Origin of the sequence: Bacteroides sp. RTP31139st1_H2_RTP31139_211217 (assembly GCF_040227615.1) — a bacterium.
Taxonomy (GTDB): Bacteria; Bacteroidota; Bacteroidia; order Bacteroidales; family Bacteroidaceae; genus Bacteroides; species Bacteroides uniformis.
In genome coordinates, this window is the sequence record NZ_JBCNZM010000040.1 from 10793 (window position 1) to 29111 (window position 18319).

The window sequence follows — 18319 nt, forward strand, 5'->3', positions numbered from 1 at the left end:
GATATCGAAGGCACCATCGGTCTCCCGGGAGATTTCCATGCTACGTCGGAAGACGTTGGTAAAGAATGTGTCGGGCACAATGTCCTCGTTGCGGTTGATGCGCGTAATGGTCGCCGTGTCATTGAAAGGGGACAAGGAACCGTCGAAACGTTTGAGTTCCGCTTCTATCTCCGCCTTCAGATTTTGGTCACATTGATAAGTCACTTTATATACCGTACCGAATATCAGTCCGTTATCCGTCTGATAAGGAGTGACTTGGTTGTGGCGGGCAAGTATCCAGATGGTTCCCAGTACCAGTAGGGCAATCCATAAAAAATTCCGTTGTACTTTCTTTTCCATATCCTATCTGAGTTTTTACTTTTTAATTAAAAGAAGAGATGCTCTACCAATATCTTGGTACCGATGATGACGAGGATAATCCCTCCCCAAAGTTCGGCGCGCAGTCTGCGGGCTATGCCACATCCGAAACGGATGCCGAACATCAGGCCGACCATCGACAAGGCGAATGATACAAAACCGATAATGCCGATGGGGGAAAGAATAGCCGAGAATTGCTTGATACCGAGGAATGCAAACGAAACACCTACCGCCAATGCATCGATGCTGGTTGCCACGGCCAGAGCGAGCACCACCTTCAGGCTGGTAGGGTCATACTCGTGCTTGCAATCTTCGTCCTTGAAGGATTCCATTATCATGCGTCCGCCCAGGAAGGCAAGGATACCGAATGCAATCCAATGGTCAATACTTTCTATCAGGTGGCTGAAAAAACTGGCGCCTATCCATCCCAGCAGAGGCATCAAAGCCTGGAAAAAGCCGAAGCTGATGGCCATCACCAGCATAGGGCGCAGCCGGGCGCGTTTCAATATAATTCCGCTGGCTATAGAAACGGCGAAACAATCCATCGCAAGTCCTACGGCCAGTAGCCAAATCTCTAACCCTGTCATAAGTCGCTTAAAGAGGTAGTTTATAAGTTATCGTATAGGTTACTCCCATCGTGTTGGAGCCATATTTCCCGAAACCGGGCACATACCACGGGTCACCGTATTCATCGGCCGAGGCAGACAATTTGAACTTGAAGCGTAGTGACCAGCCCATGTACAATGCCTTCCAGACGTGCGCCCGGATACCGACACAAAATTCCGCCCATTGCATGGAGCCTTTCATTCCTTTATGGTTATAGGGCAGGCTGCCTCCCCATATCTCGTCGTCCAGATTCGGATTGCCTACGATGCCACCGTATATCGGGTCGTCCAGTCCCAAGGCGTCTACATCGTACTTGAAGCTGCTTACACCGTAACGCAAGCCTACGAGTAGCATGTGTCCGTGCTGCTTCTTGTATAGCGTGTTATAGTCCATTCCTATGCGGAAGTAGGGGGCGTTGCTTTTGTAGTGTATGCCTTTGTCACTCCAGGTGTCCGTGGAGCCATATCCCAGTTCGGCAATAGGGAAGAAGCGGTTCTTGAGGTTTACATCCACGGCCACTTCGGAACTCAGGAAATCTCCTCCAAATACGGAACTTCCGATTCCCCACAAGTCCAAGCCGACGGACATGCCGTTGTATAACGGATAGTGCACTTCTTCTTTCGCGTCCTTCTTCTCCTTCTTGGGAGGTGCTCCCTGGGGGGGGACGGTAGGATTCCCGTTCTGCGCCCGTAGGGGGAGGAACATCAGCAGGCAGAGTGCCAGACTAATAGAATAACTTAAGATTTTCCTTTCCATAGATGCCTGCTTCATTGTCTTTGATGTATATCGAGTCCAGAGAGATGCGGGTGCACGTTACGCTTGTGATGGCCTGCTTCATCTGATAGCCGCAATCCATCGATAGGAAATAGGGGGTGTTGGTGTGGCGTATCACCATCGTGTCACTCTTGGTCCGGCTATACTTGAATATCAGCTTGGTGGAATCCTCCGTATAGCGCAGTGGCAGGGAGATGTCGTGTACCTTCTTCTGGTTGTTGATGATGATGGAGTCGGTGCCGTATGCTGTGACGGTGAGCGAGTCGAGCGTGTCGTTCTCCACGTATTGGGTTTCGGGGTCTACTCTATAAAGAATGCAATTCACCATGGGGCGTGCCGTCATGGAGCAATCTGCCTCCTCCGAGCAGGAGATAGCTATGCTTATTATCGGGCAAAGGATAGCTCCGAGTATGACAAGTCTGACTAATTTTTTCATCGTTAAATGGTTTTCTCTATTTGATATTTGTTTCGTTCCGGGGCATTACGTGAAATCAGCTCTCCGAGGAATCCTGCCACGAACAGTTGTGTGCCGATAATCATGGAGGTCAACGAGAGGTAGAAGTAGGGAGAGTCCGTCACAAGGCGGTAGGGCATGCCATGGTGCATGTAGTACAACTTGCTGACACCCACTATGACCACGGCTATGAAGCCGAAGATGAACATCAGCGAACCCAGCAATCCGAAAAAGTGCATGGGCTTGATGCCGAACCGGGAAAGGAACCAAAGGGAAAGCAAGTCCAGATACCCGTTTACAAAACGGTTCAGCCCGAACTTGGTCTTTCCGTATTTGCGTGCCTGATGGTGCACCACTTTCTCGCCGATTTTCTTGAAGCCGGCGTTCTTGGCCAGGTAAGGGATGTAGCGGTGCATTTCGCCGTATACTTCTATATTCTTGACCACCTCTTTGCGATACGCCTTCAGTCCGCAATTAAAGTCGTGCAGGTTTTTGATGCCCGATACTTTGCGGGCGGTGGCATTGAACAATTTGGTGGGGAGGGTCTTCGACAACGGGTCGTAACGTTTCTGCTTCCAGCCCGATACGAGGTCATAGCCGTCTTGGGTAATCATGCGGTAGAGTTCGGGTATTTCGTCGGGGCTGTCCTGCAGGTCGGCGTCCATGGTTATCACGACGTCGCCTTGTGCTTGTTCGAAACCACAGAACAATGCCGGCGACTTCCCGTAGTTGCGGCGGAACTTAATGCCCCGTACCTTGTCCGGAGCTTGTGCCTGCAATTGTTCGATTACCTGCCAGGAACGGTCGGTACTTCCGTCGTTCACGAAAATCACTTCGTATGAAAAACCGTTGGCATTCATCACCCGCTCAATCCATGCGAACAGTTCGGGGAGTGATTCTTCTTCATTATATAGTGGTACGACAACTGAAATATCCATTGATGTATGATTTTTCTATTTTACAATTGAAATAACATTTCTTTTTGCTGTTCCGTCACTCTGCCGGAGCGTCGTCTTTCTTGCGTCTCATCACGAACAAGGCGGTGGGGAAAGCCAGTATCGAACCCCAAAATACATTGGACGATATCATCTGTAGCGTAATGTCGATAGGGCTGAGTAGTCGGGCTGTCTCCAGAGCTTCCTGATAGGTGGCGATGTACGAATCCATTCCCGGCATGTTGCTTTGGGCAAGCGTGTCTACCATCGTTTCGCACGTGTTTATCACATATCCGTGGTCTATGAATCTGAAGTAGATGTAGTGTGCCACGGCGGCAAGCAGCGCGGCAAACATATACATGAAAACGGTGAATACCCATGCATGCAGGAAGCTGATGCCGCCTCCGCATACCTGATTACGATACATCCGTGCATAATAATATCCCATAAAAGGTACGCATAGCGTGAGTCCCATGAAAAGGAAAAGTAAAAAAGGAACCGACAGCCCCACAGGAAAGAGTATGAACTTCAATATCCAGAAACCTCCCATATAGGTACCGAACAGCATTGCGTATCGTTGCATGTAACCTCTATTTTCTGCCATCTTTCTTAGAAATAATATGCAAAGGTACAAATATAGTTGGATTCAAGGGCAAGCCGATGTGTAGATTTTAAATAAATTAGAGGATTCTTTGCGGGGCAAAAAGAAAAAAGCAGGTAACACTTTCGTATCATCTGCTTTTCTTTCGAGCCTCTTGTCGGATTCGAACCAACGACCCCGAGATTACAAATCACGTGCTCTGGCCAACTGAGCTAAAGAGGCGGGTGGGTAAGCTTGCTATATCGCGCCGCTACAACCAACTACCTTTGCTGCGATCAAGCCCTGGAGGATTCGAAGGGAGCTGGCCGTATAGGACTTACCCGTTTTTGTTTTGCGGTTGCAAAGGTAGACATTTTTTTGAAATCTGCAATAGCTTGTGGCGATTTTTTTATTTGTTTTTTTAGATTCTCTGTTCTATTCCTCTTCATGGCCTTCTTATATAGACACTTTGGAGGGGAGGTACGGATTCTTTCCGGCATTACGATGGACAAATATTCCTTTTACTAGAAAGTATTCGTCCGACATATGTAACCTTATCGTCCGACGGCTGTTGAATTAACGGCCGACAGCGGTCGGACGATAATTCAACAGCCGTCGGACGAATACTTCTTAGTATACCGGAATCTAAAGTATAGTTATGCAAAAGATTGCCATTTGAGAAGAAAATAATAATCGGGGACAAAAAAACAGATAGGCTATTGTGTGCTACCTTGAAAATAAGCATTATTTTTGTGCAACTAACTATATAGTCATTATACGCATGAACAAACACATATTGTCATTCTACCTTTTTTTCTGCCTTTTTCTTTTTCCCCCTTTGGTCGAAGCAATTGCCGGCTGGAATAGCTTTATCGTCAATTTTGATAAAAGTGTTTATGGTAAGGGGACCCAGACTTGGCAGATAGCACCCTATGATGACAAGTGGGTATATTTCGCCAACAAGAACGGTATGGTGCAATTTGATGGCAATGTCTGGAATGTGTTTCCATTGAACAATGCTTCCGATGTGCGTTCCGTTCTGGCTTCTGCCACCCAAAAAAGAATTTATGTGGGGGGCATCAATGAATTCGGCTATTATGAACCGGATACGGACGGTTCTTTGGCCTATCATTGCATGTCCGATACTTTGGAGAGTTCCGTTCGTTTTCTTGGAAATGTGTGGGGCATCCATGAGACAGACAATATCTTGTATTTCCAAGGGGACGGGTGCGTGGTGAAGTACCTGAACGGCAAATATACCGCCATTGAAATGAATGCCAAGATAGACTGTTCCAATATGGTCAATGGTATTCTTTACATCGGTACGGACAGAGGCGTATGGCTTTTGGTTGGAAACACTTTTTTCCCTCTTCAGGGTGCCGATGCGTTGGCTTCCAAGCGTATTCGTGGCATTATACCTTATAAGAAAGGTGTTCTGGTGGTGACTGCATACAACGGACTTTACTATTGTGACGGGCGTACGATGGAACCGTTTGTCACCGGTGCCGAAGAGTTTATGCGTGAGAATGAAGTCTTTTGCGTAGCCAAAAAGGATGATAAGATTGCCTTGGGAACCATTCATAAAGGATTGGTACTGGTGGATTGCAGCACCATGCAACTGAAATATTTCAATGAGAACAACGGCTTGCGTAACAATACGGTGCTTTCTGTCTCCTTCGATACGACCGGAAACCTCTGGGCCGGTCTGGATAGCGGCATTGACTACGTCTGTCTGAGTTCTCCTTTTACGAATCTCTATTCCTATCCTTATTCCTACGGCACGGGATATACGGCGGCGGTAGAAGGCGGTTATCTTTATTTAGGTACCAATCGGGGTTTGTATTACACCTCGTATCCGGTACAGATGAACGGCGATTTGCCGGATATCCGTCCGATGCCCCAATCCAGCGGACAGGTCTGGAACCTTTGCCGTATAGGTGATGAACTCTTCTGTCTGCACGACCGTGGTATTTTCCTTATCAATGGTACTTCCGTAAAACGTGTGACGGATATTGCCGGCGCCTGGTGTTGCCAACTTGTGGCAGGACGTACGGACCTTATGTATGTCGGGGTATATAACGGTATTTATTTGGTTGGGAAAAAGAATGGAGAATGGCAGGTGGTTGGCAAGATTGAGGGTGTGAACGATTCTTGCCGTCTTTTTGAGCAGGAAAGCGATAAGGTGATTTGGGTGTACAATACAGACCACGTTACCCGTGTGGATTTGGATAATGATTTGACAAAAGCTGTCCGTATAAAGGAATATAGCGCGAAGGATGGTTTTCCGGTAGGACGTGATATGTATATAGCGAAGATAGAAGACCGGGTGTATTTTGCCACTCCCCGGGGAATCTATAAGCATAATCCTCATAAAGATGTCATGGAGCCTTGTCCGGATATGAACAACCTTTTGAATGGCACCGCGGCCTATTCGCGTATCTTGGAGTATCACGATAAGTTGATTAGTTTGAGCCCTCACGAAATCTGTATTGCCAATCTGGGTACCTATAAGCGGGGGGCGAATACAAGCATTAATCCCATCCAGCAATCGCTGATTGAACTGGTACCCGGTTTTGAAACGATTATTCCTCTTTCAGATTCGCTGATGGTGGTTCCTAATGAAGGAGGTTTCGCTTTATTCAGCATCCCGGCCGTAAGAGAGCGTCAGGATCGTAGCCACTCCTTATATATAAGGAACATGTATCTGTCTTATCCCAAGGATTCATTGGTATATACCGCAAACTTTTTAGGAGAGAAGCCGGTTCCGGTGATAGCTTATTCCATGAATTCCGTTCGTTTTGACTATGCCCTTTCTTTTTTTTCGGTAGGGGATGATATCCGTTTTCAATATCGTTTGAATAAGGGAGGCTGGTCCGATTTTACAACGGTACGCACCAAGGAGTATAGTAATCTGTCGGAAGGTGAATATACGTTTGAAGTTAAAGCGGTCTTTCCTGACGGTACGACATCATCGGATACAATCGCCTTCCGTATACTTCCACCGTGGTATCGTAGTGCTGCTGCATACGTTTGTTATATCATCTTGGCTTTGCTTGCCTTATGGTATGTCTATCGTTGGGATGATGTCCGTGTGAAACGGAAGAAACAGCAGGCGGTAATCGAGAAAGATAAAGAGTTGCACGATATGGAAAGGGAGTACGAAGAGGAGAAAGCCCGTCAGGAAAAGCAGATTATGCAGCTGGAGAAAGAAAAATTGGAATACGATTTGCAACATAAGAGTCAGGAAATGGCCAATCTGATGATAAACTTTGTCCGTAAGAATGAAATGCTGACTGAAATCAAGTCAGAGATACTTAAAGTATCCGCCTTGCTGAAGGGTGAGGGGGCTCGGGAAGGAAAACAGCAACTCATACTTATTAATAATAAAATAGACGGTAATATACAGAGTGATGAGGTTTTGAAGCGTATTGAAGACCAGTTCGATTTGATACATAACAATTTTATGAAACGTCTTCATGCCAAGCATCCTGAACTTTCCCACAACGAACGCATGATGTGCGCTTATCTAAAGATGAATCTTTCCACGAAAGAAATAGCGCCTCTATTGAACATTTCGGTTCGTGGAGTTGAAACAATCCGTTATCGTCTTCGTAAGAAGTTCGCTTTAGAGAGAGAGGATAGTTTGACGGATTATTTAAGCAATAAACTGTAGTCTTTAGATATTAACTTCCTTTAAAAGAAGGAAGTGCATGGAAGGGAGGAATTTAATATTCCTCCCTTTTGTGTTCTATAACATGTTGTGACGTAATACTTAAAAGTATATATTAATTATTGATTATTAGTAAGTTATTTGCTGATGACGTATTGATAACGTATTTGAATTTCAGATTTGACGTATTTAAGAATGATTGTTTCTTATTTGTTTTATTGCATTTTACTCTATGTTTGCACTGTTCGATTGAGAACAAAACCGAGAAACGTTAATCTTAATTTAGTAAAACTTATGAAAAAGTTATTATCAGTTTTATTTCTGTTAAGCTTTACCTTGGCTTCTGTATATGCCCAAAATATACAGGTAAAAGGTACAGTGGTAAGCGGTTCGGATAATGAACCGTTGCCTGGAGTAAATGTGGTAGTTAAAGGAACTACCAATGGTGGAATTACTGATTTGGACGGTAATTTTACATTGTCGGTTCCTGCCGACGCAACACTTTCTATTACCTATATTGGTTTTAAGTCACAAGAAGTAGCGGTAAATGGAAAAAATTCCTTGAAAATAGTTCTTCAGGAAGATTCAGAAACGCTGGACGAAGTAGTAGTGGTGGGGTATGGTGTTCAGAAAAAAAGTGTGGTAACAGCATCTATTGCCAAAGTTAGTAGTGAGGATTTGGAAAACAAATCTCCGGTGCGTATGGATAATGCATTGAAAGGTTTGGCTGCAGGTGTGGATGTAACTTCAGCTTCTGGTCAGCCGGGTGATTCTCCTCGTGTACGTGTACGTGGTATTGGTACTATCAACAATAGTGATCCGCTCTACATTGTAGACGGTATGCCTATTGGGGGTGGTCTTGATTTTGTAAATCCTAATGATATCGAGTCTATCGAAGTGTTGAAAGATGCTGCTTCTGGTGCTATCTATGGTGCGCGTGCTGCTAATGGCGTTATTCTAGTAACTACCAAAAAAGGTAAGATGGGTAAGGCACAAATTAATTACAATTTTTCTTATGGCTGGCAGAGTGCATGGAAGAGACGTGATGTGACTAGTGCGACAGACTATGCTATCCTTCAGAATGAAGCCAATGTGAATGGTGGTCAGGCTCCAATTTATGCAGATCCTTATAATTTGATTGATGCTAATGGAAATTCTATCAAAGGATTTGGCACTGATTGGCAAGATCTTGTTTTCTATGACAATGCTCCGGTAGTGAATCATGATGTGACAGTTAGTGGTGCATCGGAAAAAGTAAATTATTATTTGTCTTTGGGGTATTATTCACAAGATGGTATTGTTGGTGGTAATCACGGACATTCTAATTATGACCGTTTGACTATTCGTTCCAATACTCAATATAATCTAATTGATGCATCTAAAGAACGCGGTTTCCTTAATAAATTGGATTTAGGTGTAAATTTGGCTTATATGCGTACGCATTCAACAGGTGTTGGTACTAACTCTGAATTCGGTTCAATTTTGGGATCGGCTCTTTATCTGTCTTCTATTTTGACCCCTACATTGACTGGTGATGCAGCTGAAAAGATGATTGAAACTTATAAAGATTTTGATTTGCCTCGTGATGCAAATGGTGATCCTTATACAGTACCTGGCTATGGAGGAGCTTATCAGGAAATGAATAATCCGCTGGCTATGATGACATTGACTCCTACAAAGAATTGGTCGCATAAGTTTGTTCCAAAGTTTTCTATTGATCTTCAATTGTGGGATAATTTGAAGTATCACTTCAATTATAGTGCTGATATGGGATTTTGGGGTAATGAAGGGGCTACTAAGAGCAAGTATTATCTCTCAGCTAATAATAAGGCAACACATACTAATGCATCTTCATTCAAGGCACAGAATGTGACATGGCAGATTGAAAACACATTAACTTATGACAAAACTATCGGCAAACATACATTTGGTGTTGTATTAGGACAGTCTGCTCTTAAATATAAGGGAGATCAACTTGGTGGTAACCGTTGGAATCTGGTGAATCCTAATAAACCTTCTATTGATTATGCTACAGGGAATGTTGAATATACAAAGGATGCAGATGGTAATATTACTGGTGCTACAGTTCAGTATGGCGTTTATGGAGGTCCTTATACAGAACATAGAATGTCGTCTATGTTTGCTCGTTTGAGTTATAACTATAATGAACGCTATATGATTCAGGCTACAATCCGTCGTGATGGTTCAAGTCGTTTTGGTATTAATAATAAATATGGTACGTTCCCTTCAGTATCTGTGGGATGGAATGTGACAAATGAAGAGTTTATGGCTGATACGCGAGAATGGTTGTCTAACTTAAAGGTTCGTGCCAGTTGGGGTAAGAATGGTAATGATAACATAGCCGAATTTGGTTATACTTCATTGACGGCCATGGGTAACAATGTCCTTTTGGGTAAAGATGCCATCAAATGGAACGGTTCTAAAGCACAACGTTTGGCAAATCCTGATTTGAAATGGGAAGAGAGTGAGCAAACTGACTTAGGTATTGATTTGGGATTCTTTAATAATGCTTTAACATTCAGTGCTGACTATTACATAAAGAAAACCAATGGCATGATTATTACGATGCCTATCCCGAGTTATGTAGGTGAAACTAAACCTCTTGGTAACGTAGGTGATATGGAAAATAGTGGTTTTGAGTTTGAACTTGGCTATAAATGGAATATTGCTGATGCTAAATTTGCAGTAAAGGGAAATGCTACTTATCTTAAAAATGAATTGAAGAATTTGGGAAATGATACTGGCTATATGGATTTAGATGGTATTCAAGGATTCTCTGGTGGTGGTACACGCGGTTCTAACGGACAACCTTTCCCCTATTTCTATGGTTACAAGACTGACGGTGTTTTCCAGAATATGGATGAAGTTCGTGCTTATGTCAATAAAGATGGTAAAATGATTATGCCGGATGCGGTTCCTGGTGATACACGTTTTGTGGATGTAAATGGTGATGGTAGCATCTCGGCAGATGACCGTACTAACATTGGTAATGGTACTCCGGATTGGACTTATGGTTTGAATCTTAATGCTGATTGGAAAGGCTTTGATTTTAATATTTTCTTCCAAGGTGTAGCTGGTGCTGATGTGTTTGATGGCACTTATCGTACAGATGTTGCTTCTGGTAACTATCCTTCTTGGATGTTGGGACGTTGGACTGGTGAAGGTACTTCTAATAAGTATCCTCGTCTGGCTGTCGGTAATGCAACGAACTGGATGGTATCTGATCTTTATGTTTGTGATGGTTCATATCTTCGTCTTAAGAATATTACTTTGGGATATACATTGCCTAAGACTCTTACTCGCAAACTTACTATTGAACGTCTGCGTGTGTATGTGCAAGCTGAAAATCTTGTGACTTGGACCAAATATTGGGGATTTGATCCTGAAATTTCTTCAGGTGCAACTTCTCTTGGTGTTGACCGTGGTATTTATCCGCAGGCTCGCACATATACAGTAGGTGTAAATGTTTCTTTCTAATCTAAAAATAAGAACTATATGAAAACAAATAAAATATTAGCAATAGGCTTACTTGCTGCCGCTACAGTGTTGACTACCGGTTGCAGTGACAGTTTTCTTGAGGTGGAAAATCCGACAGGTGAACCATTGGAAGATTATTATACTACGGATGAGCATATTCAGGAAGCTCTGATTGCCGCCTATGACCCTCTCCATTGGCCAGATTGGGGATTGGGACAGTACAATGCCTTGAATATTGACGGTGAAATTATGGGCGATAATTTTTGGGTAGGTGGTGCAACCAAGACCGATATGCAGAATTGGCATATGTTGTTTAATTATGAGGCTAATGAAAATAATACACTTGGCTCTCTTTGGACAGTGGACTATTCTGGTATCAAACGTTGTAATGACTTACTGAAATATCTTGATTGGGGTACTGATGTTACTGAGGCCAATCGTAAACTCTATGAGATGCAAGCCCGTTTACTACGTGTTTTCTATTATAATATGTTGTGGCATTATTTTGGTAATGTACCTTTCTATTTGGAGAATCTTTCCGAACCTCCTTATACGGCTCCGCAATATACTGCCGATCAGGTTTATGCTGAGTTGATCGCAGAACTTGAAGCTGTAATTGACTCTAAGGTGTTACCTTTGAAATATTATAAAACAATCAAAGAAGGTAAAGAAGTTGACGACGAAGGTCAGTTGGGACGTGTCACTCAAGCTATGGCTTATATGGTATATGCTGAAATGGTAATGTATCAGAATGATGAAAGTCGTTTCTCAAAAGCTTTAGGTTATATGAAGGAGCTTATTGATAGTCCTAGCTTTAGATTGAATCCTAGTTTTGCCAACATCTGGGAAACGGAAGGTGAATGGTGTGACGAATCTATCTGGGAAATTAATTATGAGCAAACTAATAACGAACGTGGCTGGGGAAGTCCGTTAGCTGTTGGTGGTACAGTGCTTCCTACTCTGATTTCTCCTAACTCTTTCCCAGGTGATGATGGTTGGTCAAAGGGTAATGATGGCTGGGGATTTATGCCCATGCGTCTTGAAACTTATCAAATGTTTAGTGAACAAGACAAACGTCGTGATGCAACTTGCTGGGTGATTGCCGAAGATGTAGAATATACGAAACGTTATCAAGATACTCATATTTGGTTACAAAAATATCGTCCGTATGATAAGAACTTCAAGCAGTCTTCCGGTGACCAGAATTTGAACTATAATAACAATTATCGTTATTATCGTTATGCTGAGACATTACTAAATGCTGCAGAACTTTCTCTTCGTACAGGTGGAAGTGGTACAGGTGAGGCTAAGACATGGTTGAACGAAGTTCGCACCCGTGCCGGTTTGGCTGGACTTGCAAACGTTACGGTTGACGATGTACTTACAGAACGTCGTTTGGAATTTGTAGGTGAAGGCAAGCGTTATTTTGATTTGGTACGTGCTGAAGGAATCAGTGGAGCATCAGCCAGCAATAAGGCTACTACTGCACTGGTCCCCGATGAATATGGTTACCGTACTAATTCTTGGACTGCCAAGAAGAAATACATTCCTATTGCACAAGGAGAGTTGGATTCCGATCCGGCTTTGGTTCAGAATGCTTATAAATAGTTTACCATAACTCCATTAATAAATAATTGATATGAAAAATATATTTAAATATATGGCAGGCGTGTTGGTTGCTGGTTTTGCAATGACTTCATGTTCGCCTGAAGATTTTACGGGAGCCAATGGCAATATCCCACAAGCATCGGATTATACTGATAACTTTAAAGTTACTGTAGATCAGACAACCAATTATGCAAACTTTGAATTTACTTCTGCTCCTGGAGTGTCTCCTATTTGGATAATTGACGGCGCTTATCAAGCCTCATATGGTTTTTCCAAATATTATCGTAAAAAAGGTTCATATACAGTAGAATGTAAAGTAAAGAACGCAAATGGCATTAGTGATGGTTCGATAACCAAAACCTTTGAAATAGAGAAGACTATTATGAACGGTTTTGGTGGTTTTGTGGAAGATAGTGAATTTAACATGTTTAAGGGAGTAACTTTCAATGTGGCATCTTTCTACTATGCTCCAGGATGGGGGCAGATTGCAGATCCAAAATATACTTATCAGAATGGTGCATTTGTTGTTTCCTTACCGGAAGCTACTACCGATCAGTGGCAAGCTCAGATGCATGTGGAATTGGATAAGGTAATTGCTTTGTCAGTGGATAAAACCTATGATTTTTCGGTGATAATCACTTCTACTACCAAACATCCGGGCGTGACGGTTAAAGTACAGCAGAAAGGTGATGACAATACGTTTATCAATATGCAGCGTGTGGCTTTAGATGCTAATGAGCCTAAGTGTATATGGTTCAGTAACGTACCCGGTGTGAATATTACCGATTTGAAGTTTGCACTTGATTTTGGTGGTAATGAAGCTAATACGGATATTACTTTGGAAAGCTTTGTCTTGAAAGACCATGCTAATGATGACGGTACGGAAATTCCTGAAGTACAAGAGCCTGAACCTTCTTGGGTGAAGGTGGATAGTGAAGACAATCTTTGGAACGGGGCAACCTTTACCAATACTTTCTTCTATGCAAACCCGGATTGGAGTGCTAGACCTAATCCAGATTTAGTGGTGGATGGAAATGCTTATACACTCACTTTCCCTGATGCTACTGAAGCACAATGGCAGAACCAGTTCTCGTTTGTTACAGATTTGTCAGCCGATACAGAAACTGCCTATGATTTCTGTGTCACTCTAAATCCTAGTACTGATTTGAAGGGGGTAACAGTAAAACTGGTTCAGACTGATGAACCTGATGTCAAACATGATGATAACTTCTTCTTTGCAGAACAGACGGATTTGTTGGGTAATGAAGATAATAAATTTTGGGTTGCAAATAAAAAGGCGCCTAAAGATATGCATGCTATATCTTTAGTCTTGGATTTTGGTGGAAATCCTGCTGACACAAAAGTGACTATTAAAGATATTATTTTCCAGACTCATAGAGATTGATGGCTAGTATTAGATAGAATATTGGTCTGCTAAAAGCAGTGAATAATAAAAAGGGGGAAGGATGTGGGTTATCTTGGCAATTGCTGGAGTTTCATCCTTTCCCTTTTTCTCTACTTATGTTGTAAAATATATATATATATGAAATACTATTGTCTATTATCTATTCTTTTGTTTTCGTTGATTGCTTGTGGCAGTAGCGATGACAAGGAACCGCAATCCGAGGATGTTACCATTAAATGTTCTCCTGAAAAGATAGAGGCTGTTGCACAAGCTAGCCAATATGTGGTGAATGTGGTTTGTTCTGGTAAAGAGTGGACAGCTTTTGCCTCTGATGATTGCAGTTCATGGGTCAAAGTAAATGTAATGGGTTCTTCTTCTAGCCAAGGCACAGCGACAGTTATAGTCAGTGCTCATACGGGTACTACTTCTCGTACTGGTACGGTGGTGGTTAAATCTGGTGCTACTCGTGTATCTATTCCTCTTACGCAAGCGGCTCCTTTATCAGTGTCACAGACTGAGTTGTATTCTAATTCTATAGGAGAATCTTTTGTCTTATCTGTTATTGCTTCTGGCGAATGGAATGTGAAATCCAATGATAGTTGGATTAGCGCAGAAAAAAATAGTGGGGAAATTGTTGTGACCACTTTAGCTAATGATGCAAAGATTTCCCGTACGGGTACAGTTGAGGTTGTGGCTGGTGCAGAGAAAGTAACGGTAACAGTTATTCAAGAATCGGCTGAAGATCTGGATATCAATACTCCTGAGGGGTATCGGTTGGTTTGGCATGATGAATTTAATGAGGGCACATCTCTTGGCAATGATTGGACACACGAGGTTCAAGGAGCAGGGTGGGTAAATAATGAACTTCAAAATTACGTCAATGGTTCTGCTGACGGAAAGCGTGTGACAGAACTTGTGGACGGTAAGTTGAATATTAATTGTTTCAAAGGCTCCGATGGTAAAATTTACTCTGGTCGTGTGTATGCTAAAGTGAATACTGGTTGGGAATATGGCTATTTTGAAGCACGTATCATGTTGCCTGAAGGCAAGGGGACGTGGCCGGCTTTTTGGATGATGCCAGTTGGTAATGACTGGAATACTAACCCATGGCCCATGTGTGGTGAAATAGACATTATGGAGGAAGTGGGAGTCGTACCCAACGAAGTCTCTTCGTCTATCCATACGCAAGATTATAATCATACTATAGGTACGCAGAAAACACATGCCATGACTATAGAACAGGCAGAAGGAGAATTTCATCTCTATGCTTTAGAGTGGACAGAAGATGCCATCACTACATACGTGGATGGCAAGGTACAGTTGGCTGTTACCAAGCAACAATTGGGAGCTGGTCATAATCAATGGCCTTTCCATTATGCTTTCTATCCCATTCTGAATCTGGCTTGGGGCGGTGATTGGGGTGGAATGAACGGTGTGGATGAGTCTGCTCTTCCTGTAACGATGAAGGTGGACTATGTACGCGTGTTTCAGAAAAAATAGAGCCTTCATATTTAAATAAAATATAAATATGAAGGCTGAATGTTTTTTATTTATAACATAAATACCTTATGCTTTAGGACAATTGATAATGAAAAAAGAAAAAATATTTATTTTTATCTGTTTAGTTTTGTTGTCTGCCTGTTCTCCTTCTTCTTTAGACGGCATTGTAATAGAGAAAGCGGCAGACGGTTATAAACTTTCCATTGACGGAAGAGAAACCTATATTAAAGGCGTAGGCGGCACATATCGGTTGGACATTGCCGCCCAGAGTGGTGCCAATGCCTTCAGAACCTGGGGAGGTAATGTGGAGGAGATAAAGAAAAACCTGGCATTGGCTTCGGAGCACAACATGTACGTAATGCAGGGAATAGGCATGACCAAAGACTCTATACGCTATTACGATGATGAATATAAGAACAAGATGCGCGAAGAAGTCCGCTTGTTGGCAGAAACGTTCAAGAATGATACGAGTTTGCTGGCTTGGGGTATTGGCAATGAAATTGAGTTGGGAAATGCTAATATAGCTGCCGCATGGAATTTTGTGGAAGAACTGGCACAGCTGATTAAGTCGATAGACAAGCGTCATCTGGTTTCGACAGTGATTTCCTACAATCCGTCGGCATTGGACTCTGTGGCAAAGTATGCTCCGTCTCTCGATTATGTGGGCATCAATGTATATGGTCCGATGGGAGAGGTGCAGGCTGTTGTTGACCGGTCGGACTACAAGGGTGCATTTATGATTACCGAGTGGGGACCGAACGGTTGGTGGGAAACAGCGTCAACCGAGTGGAAGGCACCCATAGAGCAGACCAGTGAAGAAAAACGGCAGGTATACGAAGAGCGTTATACGCAATATATTTCTGCCAATCCCCGTTGCTTGGGCTCTTTTGTATTCTTGTGGGGACAAAAAGAAGAACGTACGCCTACCTGGTTCAGTATGTTTGTAGAAGACACGGTGGATATGCTGCCTCTGAAAGGAGAAAAGACTCCTATGGTAGAGGCTATGCAAAGAGTGTGGACTGGTAAGGAACTGGATGAAACGGCTCCGGTAATTCTGGGTATGATGACTGTCAATGGGAAGAGTGCTATTGATAATGTCCGCATCAAGGCAGGTGCTTCATTGAAAGCAGAGGTTGCGGCCATAGACAAGGAAAATGATTCTCTGACTTATGTTTGGGAAGTGCTTAAAGAAGCTACAGTGCTGGGCTTTGGAGGTTCTTATGAACCGCGTCCGGAAAGAGTCGGTGAGGTGGCTATGTCAGATAAAAATGTGTATGAGACTGCAATTAAAGTTCCCGGAGAATATCGTTTGTACGTATATGTACTTGATAATACGGGCTTTGTCTCCACAGCAAATATTCCATTTCAAGTAATAGATTAAAGATGAAAACAATGAAAATGCTCTCTGCTTGTTTGTTGCTGCTTCCTTTTATATCTTGTACTCAAGTGCAGGATATAAAAAATGATGCAGTCATCGAGCAGAAAATAGAAACGCTGTTGTCCAGTATGACATTGGAGGAAAAAATTGGGCAGATGAACCAGATTTCTTCTTATGGCAACATAGAGGATATGAGCGGATTGATAAAGAAAGGTGAAGTCGGGTCTATCTTGAATGAAGTAGATCCGGTGCGTGTCAATGCCTTGCAGCGTGTGGCAATGGAGGAGTCCCGCTTGGGCATCCCCTTGCTGATGGCGCGTGATGTGATCCACGGTTTCAAGACCATATTCCCTATTCCCTTGGGACAAGCGGCATCTTTCAACCCGCAGGTGGCTAAGGATGGTGCACGGGTAGCGGCTGTGGAGGCTTCTGCTGTGGGTATCCGCTGGACATTTGCACCGATGATAGATGTGGCTCGCGATCCCCGTTGGGGGCGTATGGCCGAAGGATGTGGCGAAGATACTTATTTGACTTCGGTGATGGGTGTTGCTATGGTCGAAGGTTTCCAGGGAGATTCGCTGAACAGTCCGACTTCCATAGCCGCATGTCCTAAACATTTTGTAGGTTATGGTGCTGCCGAGGGCGGGCGTGATTATAATTCCACTTTCATTCCGGAGCGTCGTTTGAGGGATGTATACCTTCCTCCTTTTGAAGCTGTGGCCAAGGCAGGGGCAGCCACTTTCATGACTTCGTTCAATGACAATGACGGAGCACCGTCTACCGGAAACACTTTTATTTTGAAAGATGTGCTTCGTGGTGAATGGGGATTTGATGGAATAGTAGTGTCAGACTGGGCTTCGGTAGCCGAAATGATGGCACATGGCTTTGCTGCCGATTCTAAAGAGGCAGCAATGAAGGCGGTGAATGCTGGTGTGGATATGGAGATGGTCAGCTATACGTTTGTCAAGGAATTGCCGGAATTGATAAAAGAAGGTAAGGTCAAGAAGTCTGCTATAGACGATGCCGTGCGGAATATTCTGCGTATCAAATTCCGGTTGGGACTGTTTGATAATCCTTATGTGGATGAGAAACGGATAGAGGAACTTTATGCTCCTTCTCATCTGGAGGCTGCCAAGCAAGCTGCTGTGGAATCGGCCATCTTGTTGAAGAACGAAAAGGAGACATTGCCTTTGCAATCTTCGGTAAAGACGGTTGCTGTGGTAGGTCCGATGGCAAATGCACCTTATGACCAATTGGGTACCTGGATATTTGATGGTGACAAGACAAAAACCGTGACACCGTTGAAGGCTATCAAGGAACTGGTGGGGGACAAAGTGCAGGTGATATACGAGCCGGGTCTGACTTATAGCCGTGACAAGAATATGGCAGGTGTTGCCAAAGCCGCTGCTGCCGCTGCACGTGCTGATGTTATTTTGGCGTTTGTAGGCGAAGAGGCTATTCTTTCAGGAGAGGCGCATTGCCTGGCCGACCTGAACCTGCAAGGTGCGCAAAGCGAACTGATTGCCGCTTTGGCGAAAACAGGAAAACCGGTGG

The 18319-nt window shown here is 43.4% G+C and carries 13 protein-coding genes and 1 tRNA gene (1 of these 14 only partly in view); 7 read left to right on the top strand and 7 right to left on the bottom strand.

Annotation, left to right across the window (positions count from 1 at the left end):
• The 7 genes from ABUA47_RS08865 to ABUA47_RS08895 all read right to left on the bottom strand — a co-directional run.
• Nucleotides 1-339, bottom strand: a 339-nt coding sequence (locus ABUA47_RS08865; protein WP_349831546.1) for an FAD:protein FMN transferase, incomplete at its 3' end; no start/stop codon positions are given.
• Nucleotides 340-365: 26 nt separating this feature from the next.
• Nucleotides 366-944: a manganese efflux pump MntP family protein gene (locus ABUA47_RS08870; RefSeq protein ID WP_005826852.1), complete on the bottom strand. Its 579-nt coding sequence runs from the start codon at nucleotides 942-944 to the stop codon at nucleotides 366-368.
• A gap of 7 nt (nucleotides 945-951) precedes the next feature.
• On the bottom strand, nucleotides 952-1719 hold the full coding sequence (locus ABUA47_RS08875; protein ID WP_008663768.1) for a DUF6048 family protein: 768 nt from the start codon (nucleotides 1717-1719) through the stop codon (nucleotides 952-954).
• Nucleotides 1688-2173, bottom strand: coding sequence for a DUF6452 family protein (locus ABUA47_RS08880; protein WP_008663766.1), 486 nt, complete (start codon nucleotides 2171-2173; stop codon nucleotides 1688-1690). Before ABUA47_RS08880 ends, ABUA47_RS08875 begins: the two co-directional genes overlap by 32 nt.
• Before the next feature lie 2 nt (nucleotides 2174-2175).
• Nucleotides 2176-3129 (bottom strand): glycosyltransferase family 2 protein, encoded by a 954-nt coding sequence (locus ABUA47_RS08885; RefSeq protein WP_005826846.1) that lies wholly within the window; start codon nucleotides 3127-3129, stop codon nucleotides 2176-2178.
• Nucleotides 3130-3184: 55 nt separating this feature from the next.
• Nucleotides 3185-3730 carry a DUF4199 domain-containing protein gene (locus ABUA47_RS08890; protein ID WP_005835919.1) on the bottom strand — a complete coding sequence of 182 codons (546 nt, stop codon included), beginning with the start codon at nucleotides 3728-3730 and terminating at the stop codon, nucleotides 3185-3187.
• A 145-nt stretch (nucleotides 3731-3875) separates the two neighbouring features.
• Nucleotides 3876-3949, bottom strand: a tRNA-Thr gene (locus ABUA47_RS08895).
• A gap of 538 nt (nucleotides 3950-4487) precedes the next feature.
• On the opposite strand from ABUA47_RS08895, the gene ABUA47_RS08900 reads away from it, so the two are divergent.
• The 7 genes from ABUA47_RS08900 to ABUA47_RS08930 all read left to right on the top strand — a co-directional run.
• A complete protein-coding gene (locus ABUA47_RS08900) occupies nucleotides 4488-7379 on the top strand; it encodes a triple tyrosine motif-containing protein (RefSeq protein WP_118067061.1) in 2892 nt (963 codons plus the stop codon).
• 291 nt (nucleotides 7380-7670) lie between these two features.
• Nucleotides 7671-10874, top strand: coding sequence for a TonB-dependent receptor (locus ABUA47_RS08905; RefSeq protein WP_347774027.1), 3204 nt, complete (start codon nucleotides 7671-7673; stop codon nucleotides 10872-10874).
• Nucleotides 10875-10892: 18 nt separating this feature from the next.
• Nucleotides 10893-12482: a RagB/SusD family nutrient uptake outer membrane protein gene (locus tag ABUA47_RS08910; RefSeq protein WP_005826837.1), complete on the top strand. Its 1590-nt coding sequence runs from the start codon at nucleotides 10893-10895 to the stop codon at nucleotides 12480-12482.
• 31 nt (nucleotides 12483-12513) lie between these two features.
• Entirely contained in the window at nucleotides 12514-13887 is a 1374-nt protein-coding gene (locus ABUA47_RS08915) for a hypothetical protein (RefSeq protein WP_005826835.1), read from the top strand.
• Between the two features lie 138 nt (nucleotides 13888-14025).
• Entirely contained in the window at nucleotides 14026-15387 is a 1362-nt protein-coding gene (locus ABUA47_RS08920; RefSeq protein ID WP_005826833.1) for a family 16 glycosylhydrolase, read from the top strand.
• An 88-nt stretch (nucleotides 15388-15475) separates the two neighbouring features.
• Nucleotides 15476-16768, top strand: a complete 1293-nt coding sequence (locus ABUA47_RS08925; protein WP_349831548.1) for a hypothetical protein — start codon at nucleotides 15476-15478, stop codon at nucleotides 16766-16768.
• Between the two features lie 2 nt (nucleotides 16769-16770).
• Nucleotides 16771-18319, top strand: partial view of a glycoside hydrolase family 3 N-terminal domain-containing protein gene (locus ABUA47_RS08930; RefSeq protein WP_349831549.1) — the 5' portion only. 767 nt of this gene lie beyond the right edge of the window; 1549 of the gene's 2316 nt are visible here — the first part of the coding sequence; it begins with the start codon at nucleotides 16771-16773; its stop codon lies off the right edge, out of view.

What these genes read in the sequence shown, in the direction of transcription:
- ABUA47_RS08875 (WP_008663768.1), bottom strand. Translation starts at nt 1,719, where the DNA reads ATGGAAAGGAAAATCTTAAGTTATTCTATTAGTCTGGCACTCTGCCTG.
- ABUA47_RS08915 (WP_005826835.1), top strand. Translation starts at nt 12,514, where the DNA reads ATGAAAAATATATTTAAATATATGGCAGGCGTGTTGGTTGCTGGTTTT.
- ABUA47_RS08920 (WP_005826833.1), top strand. Translation starts at nt 14,026, where the DNA reads ATGAAATACTATTGTCTATTATCTATTCTTTTGTTTTCGTTGATTGCT.
- ABUA47_RS08880 (WP_008663766.1), bottom strand. Translation starts at nt 2,173, where the DNA reads ATGAAAAAATTAGTCAGACTTGTCATACTCGGAGCTATCCTTTGCCCG.
- ABUA47_RS08900 (WP_118067061.1), top strand. Translation starts at nt 4,488, where the DNA reads ATGAACAAACACATATTGTCATTCTACCTTTTTTTCTGCCTTTTTCTT.
- ABUA47_RS08870 (WP_005826852.1), bottom strand. Translation starts at nt 944, where the DNA reads ATGACAGGGTTAGAGATTTGGCTACTGGCCGTAGGACTTGCGATGGAT.
- ABUA47_RS08910 (WP_005826837.1), top strand. Translation starts at nt 10,893, where the DNA reads ATGAAAACAAATAAAATATTAGCAATAGGCTTACTTGCTGCCGCTACA.
- ABUA47_RS08905 (WP_347774027.1), top strand. Translation starts at nt 7,671, where the DNA reads ATGAAAAAGTTATTATCAGTTTTATTTCTGTTAAGCTTTACCTTGGCT.
- ABUA47_RS08890 (WP_005835919.1), bottom strand. Translation starts at nt 3,730, where the DNA reads ATGGCAGAAAATAGAGGTTACATGCAACGATACGCAATGCTGTTCGGT.
- ABUA47_RS08925 (WP_349831548.1), top strand. Translation starts at nt 15,476, where the DNA reads ATGAAAAAAGAAAAAATATTTATTTTTATCTGTTTAGTTTTGTTGTCT.
- ABUA47_RS08885 (WP_005826846.1), bottom strand. Translation starts at nt 3,129, where the DNA reads ATGGATATTTCAGTTGTCGTACCACTATATAATGAAGAAGAATCACTC.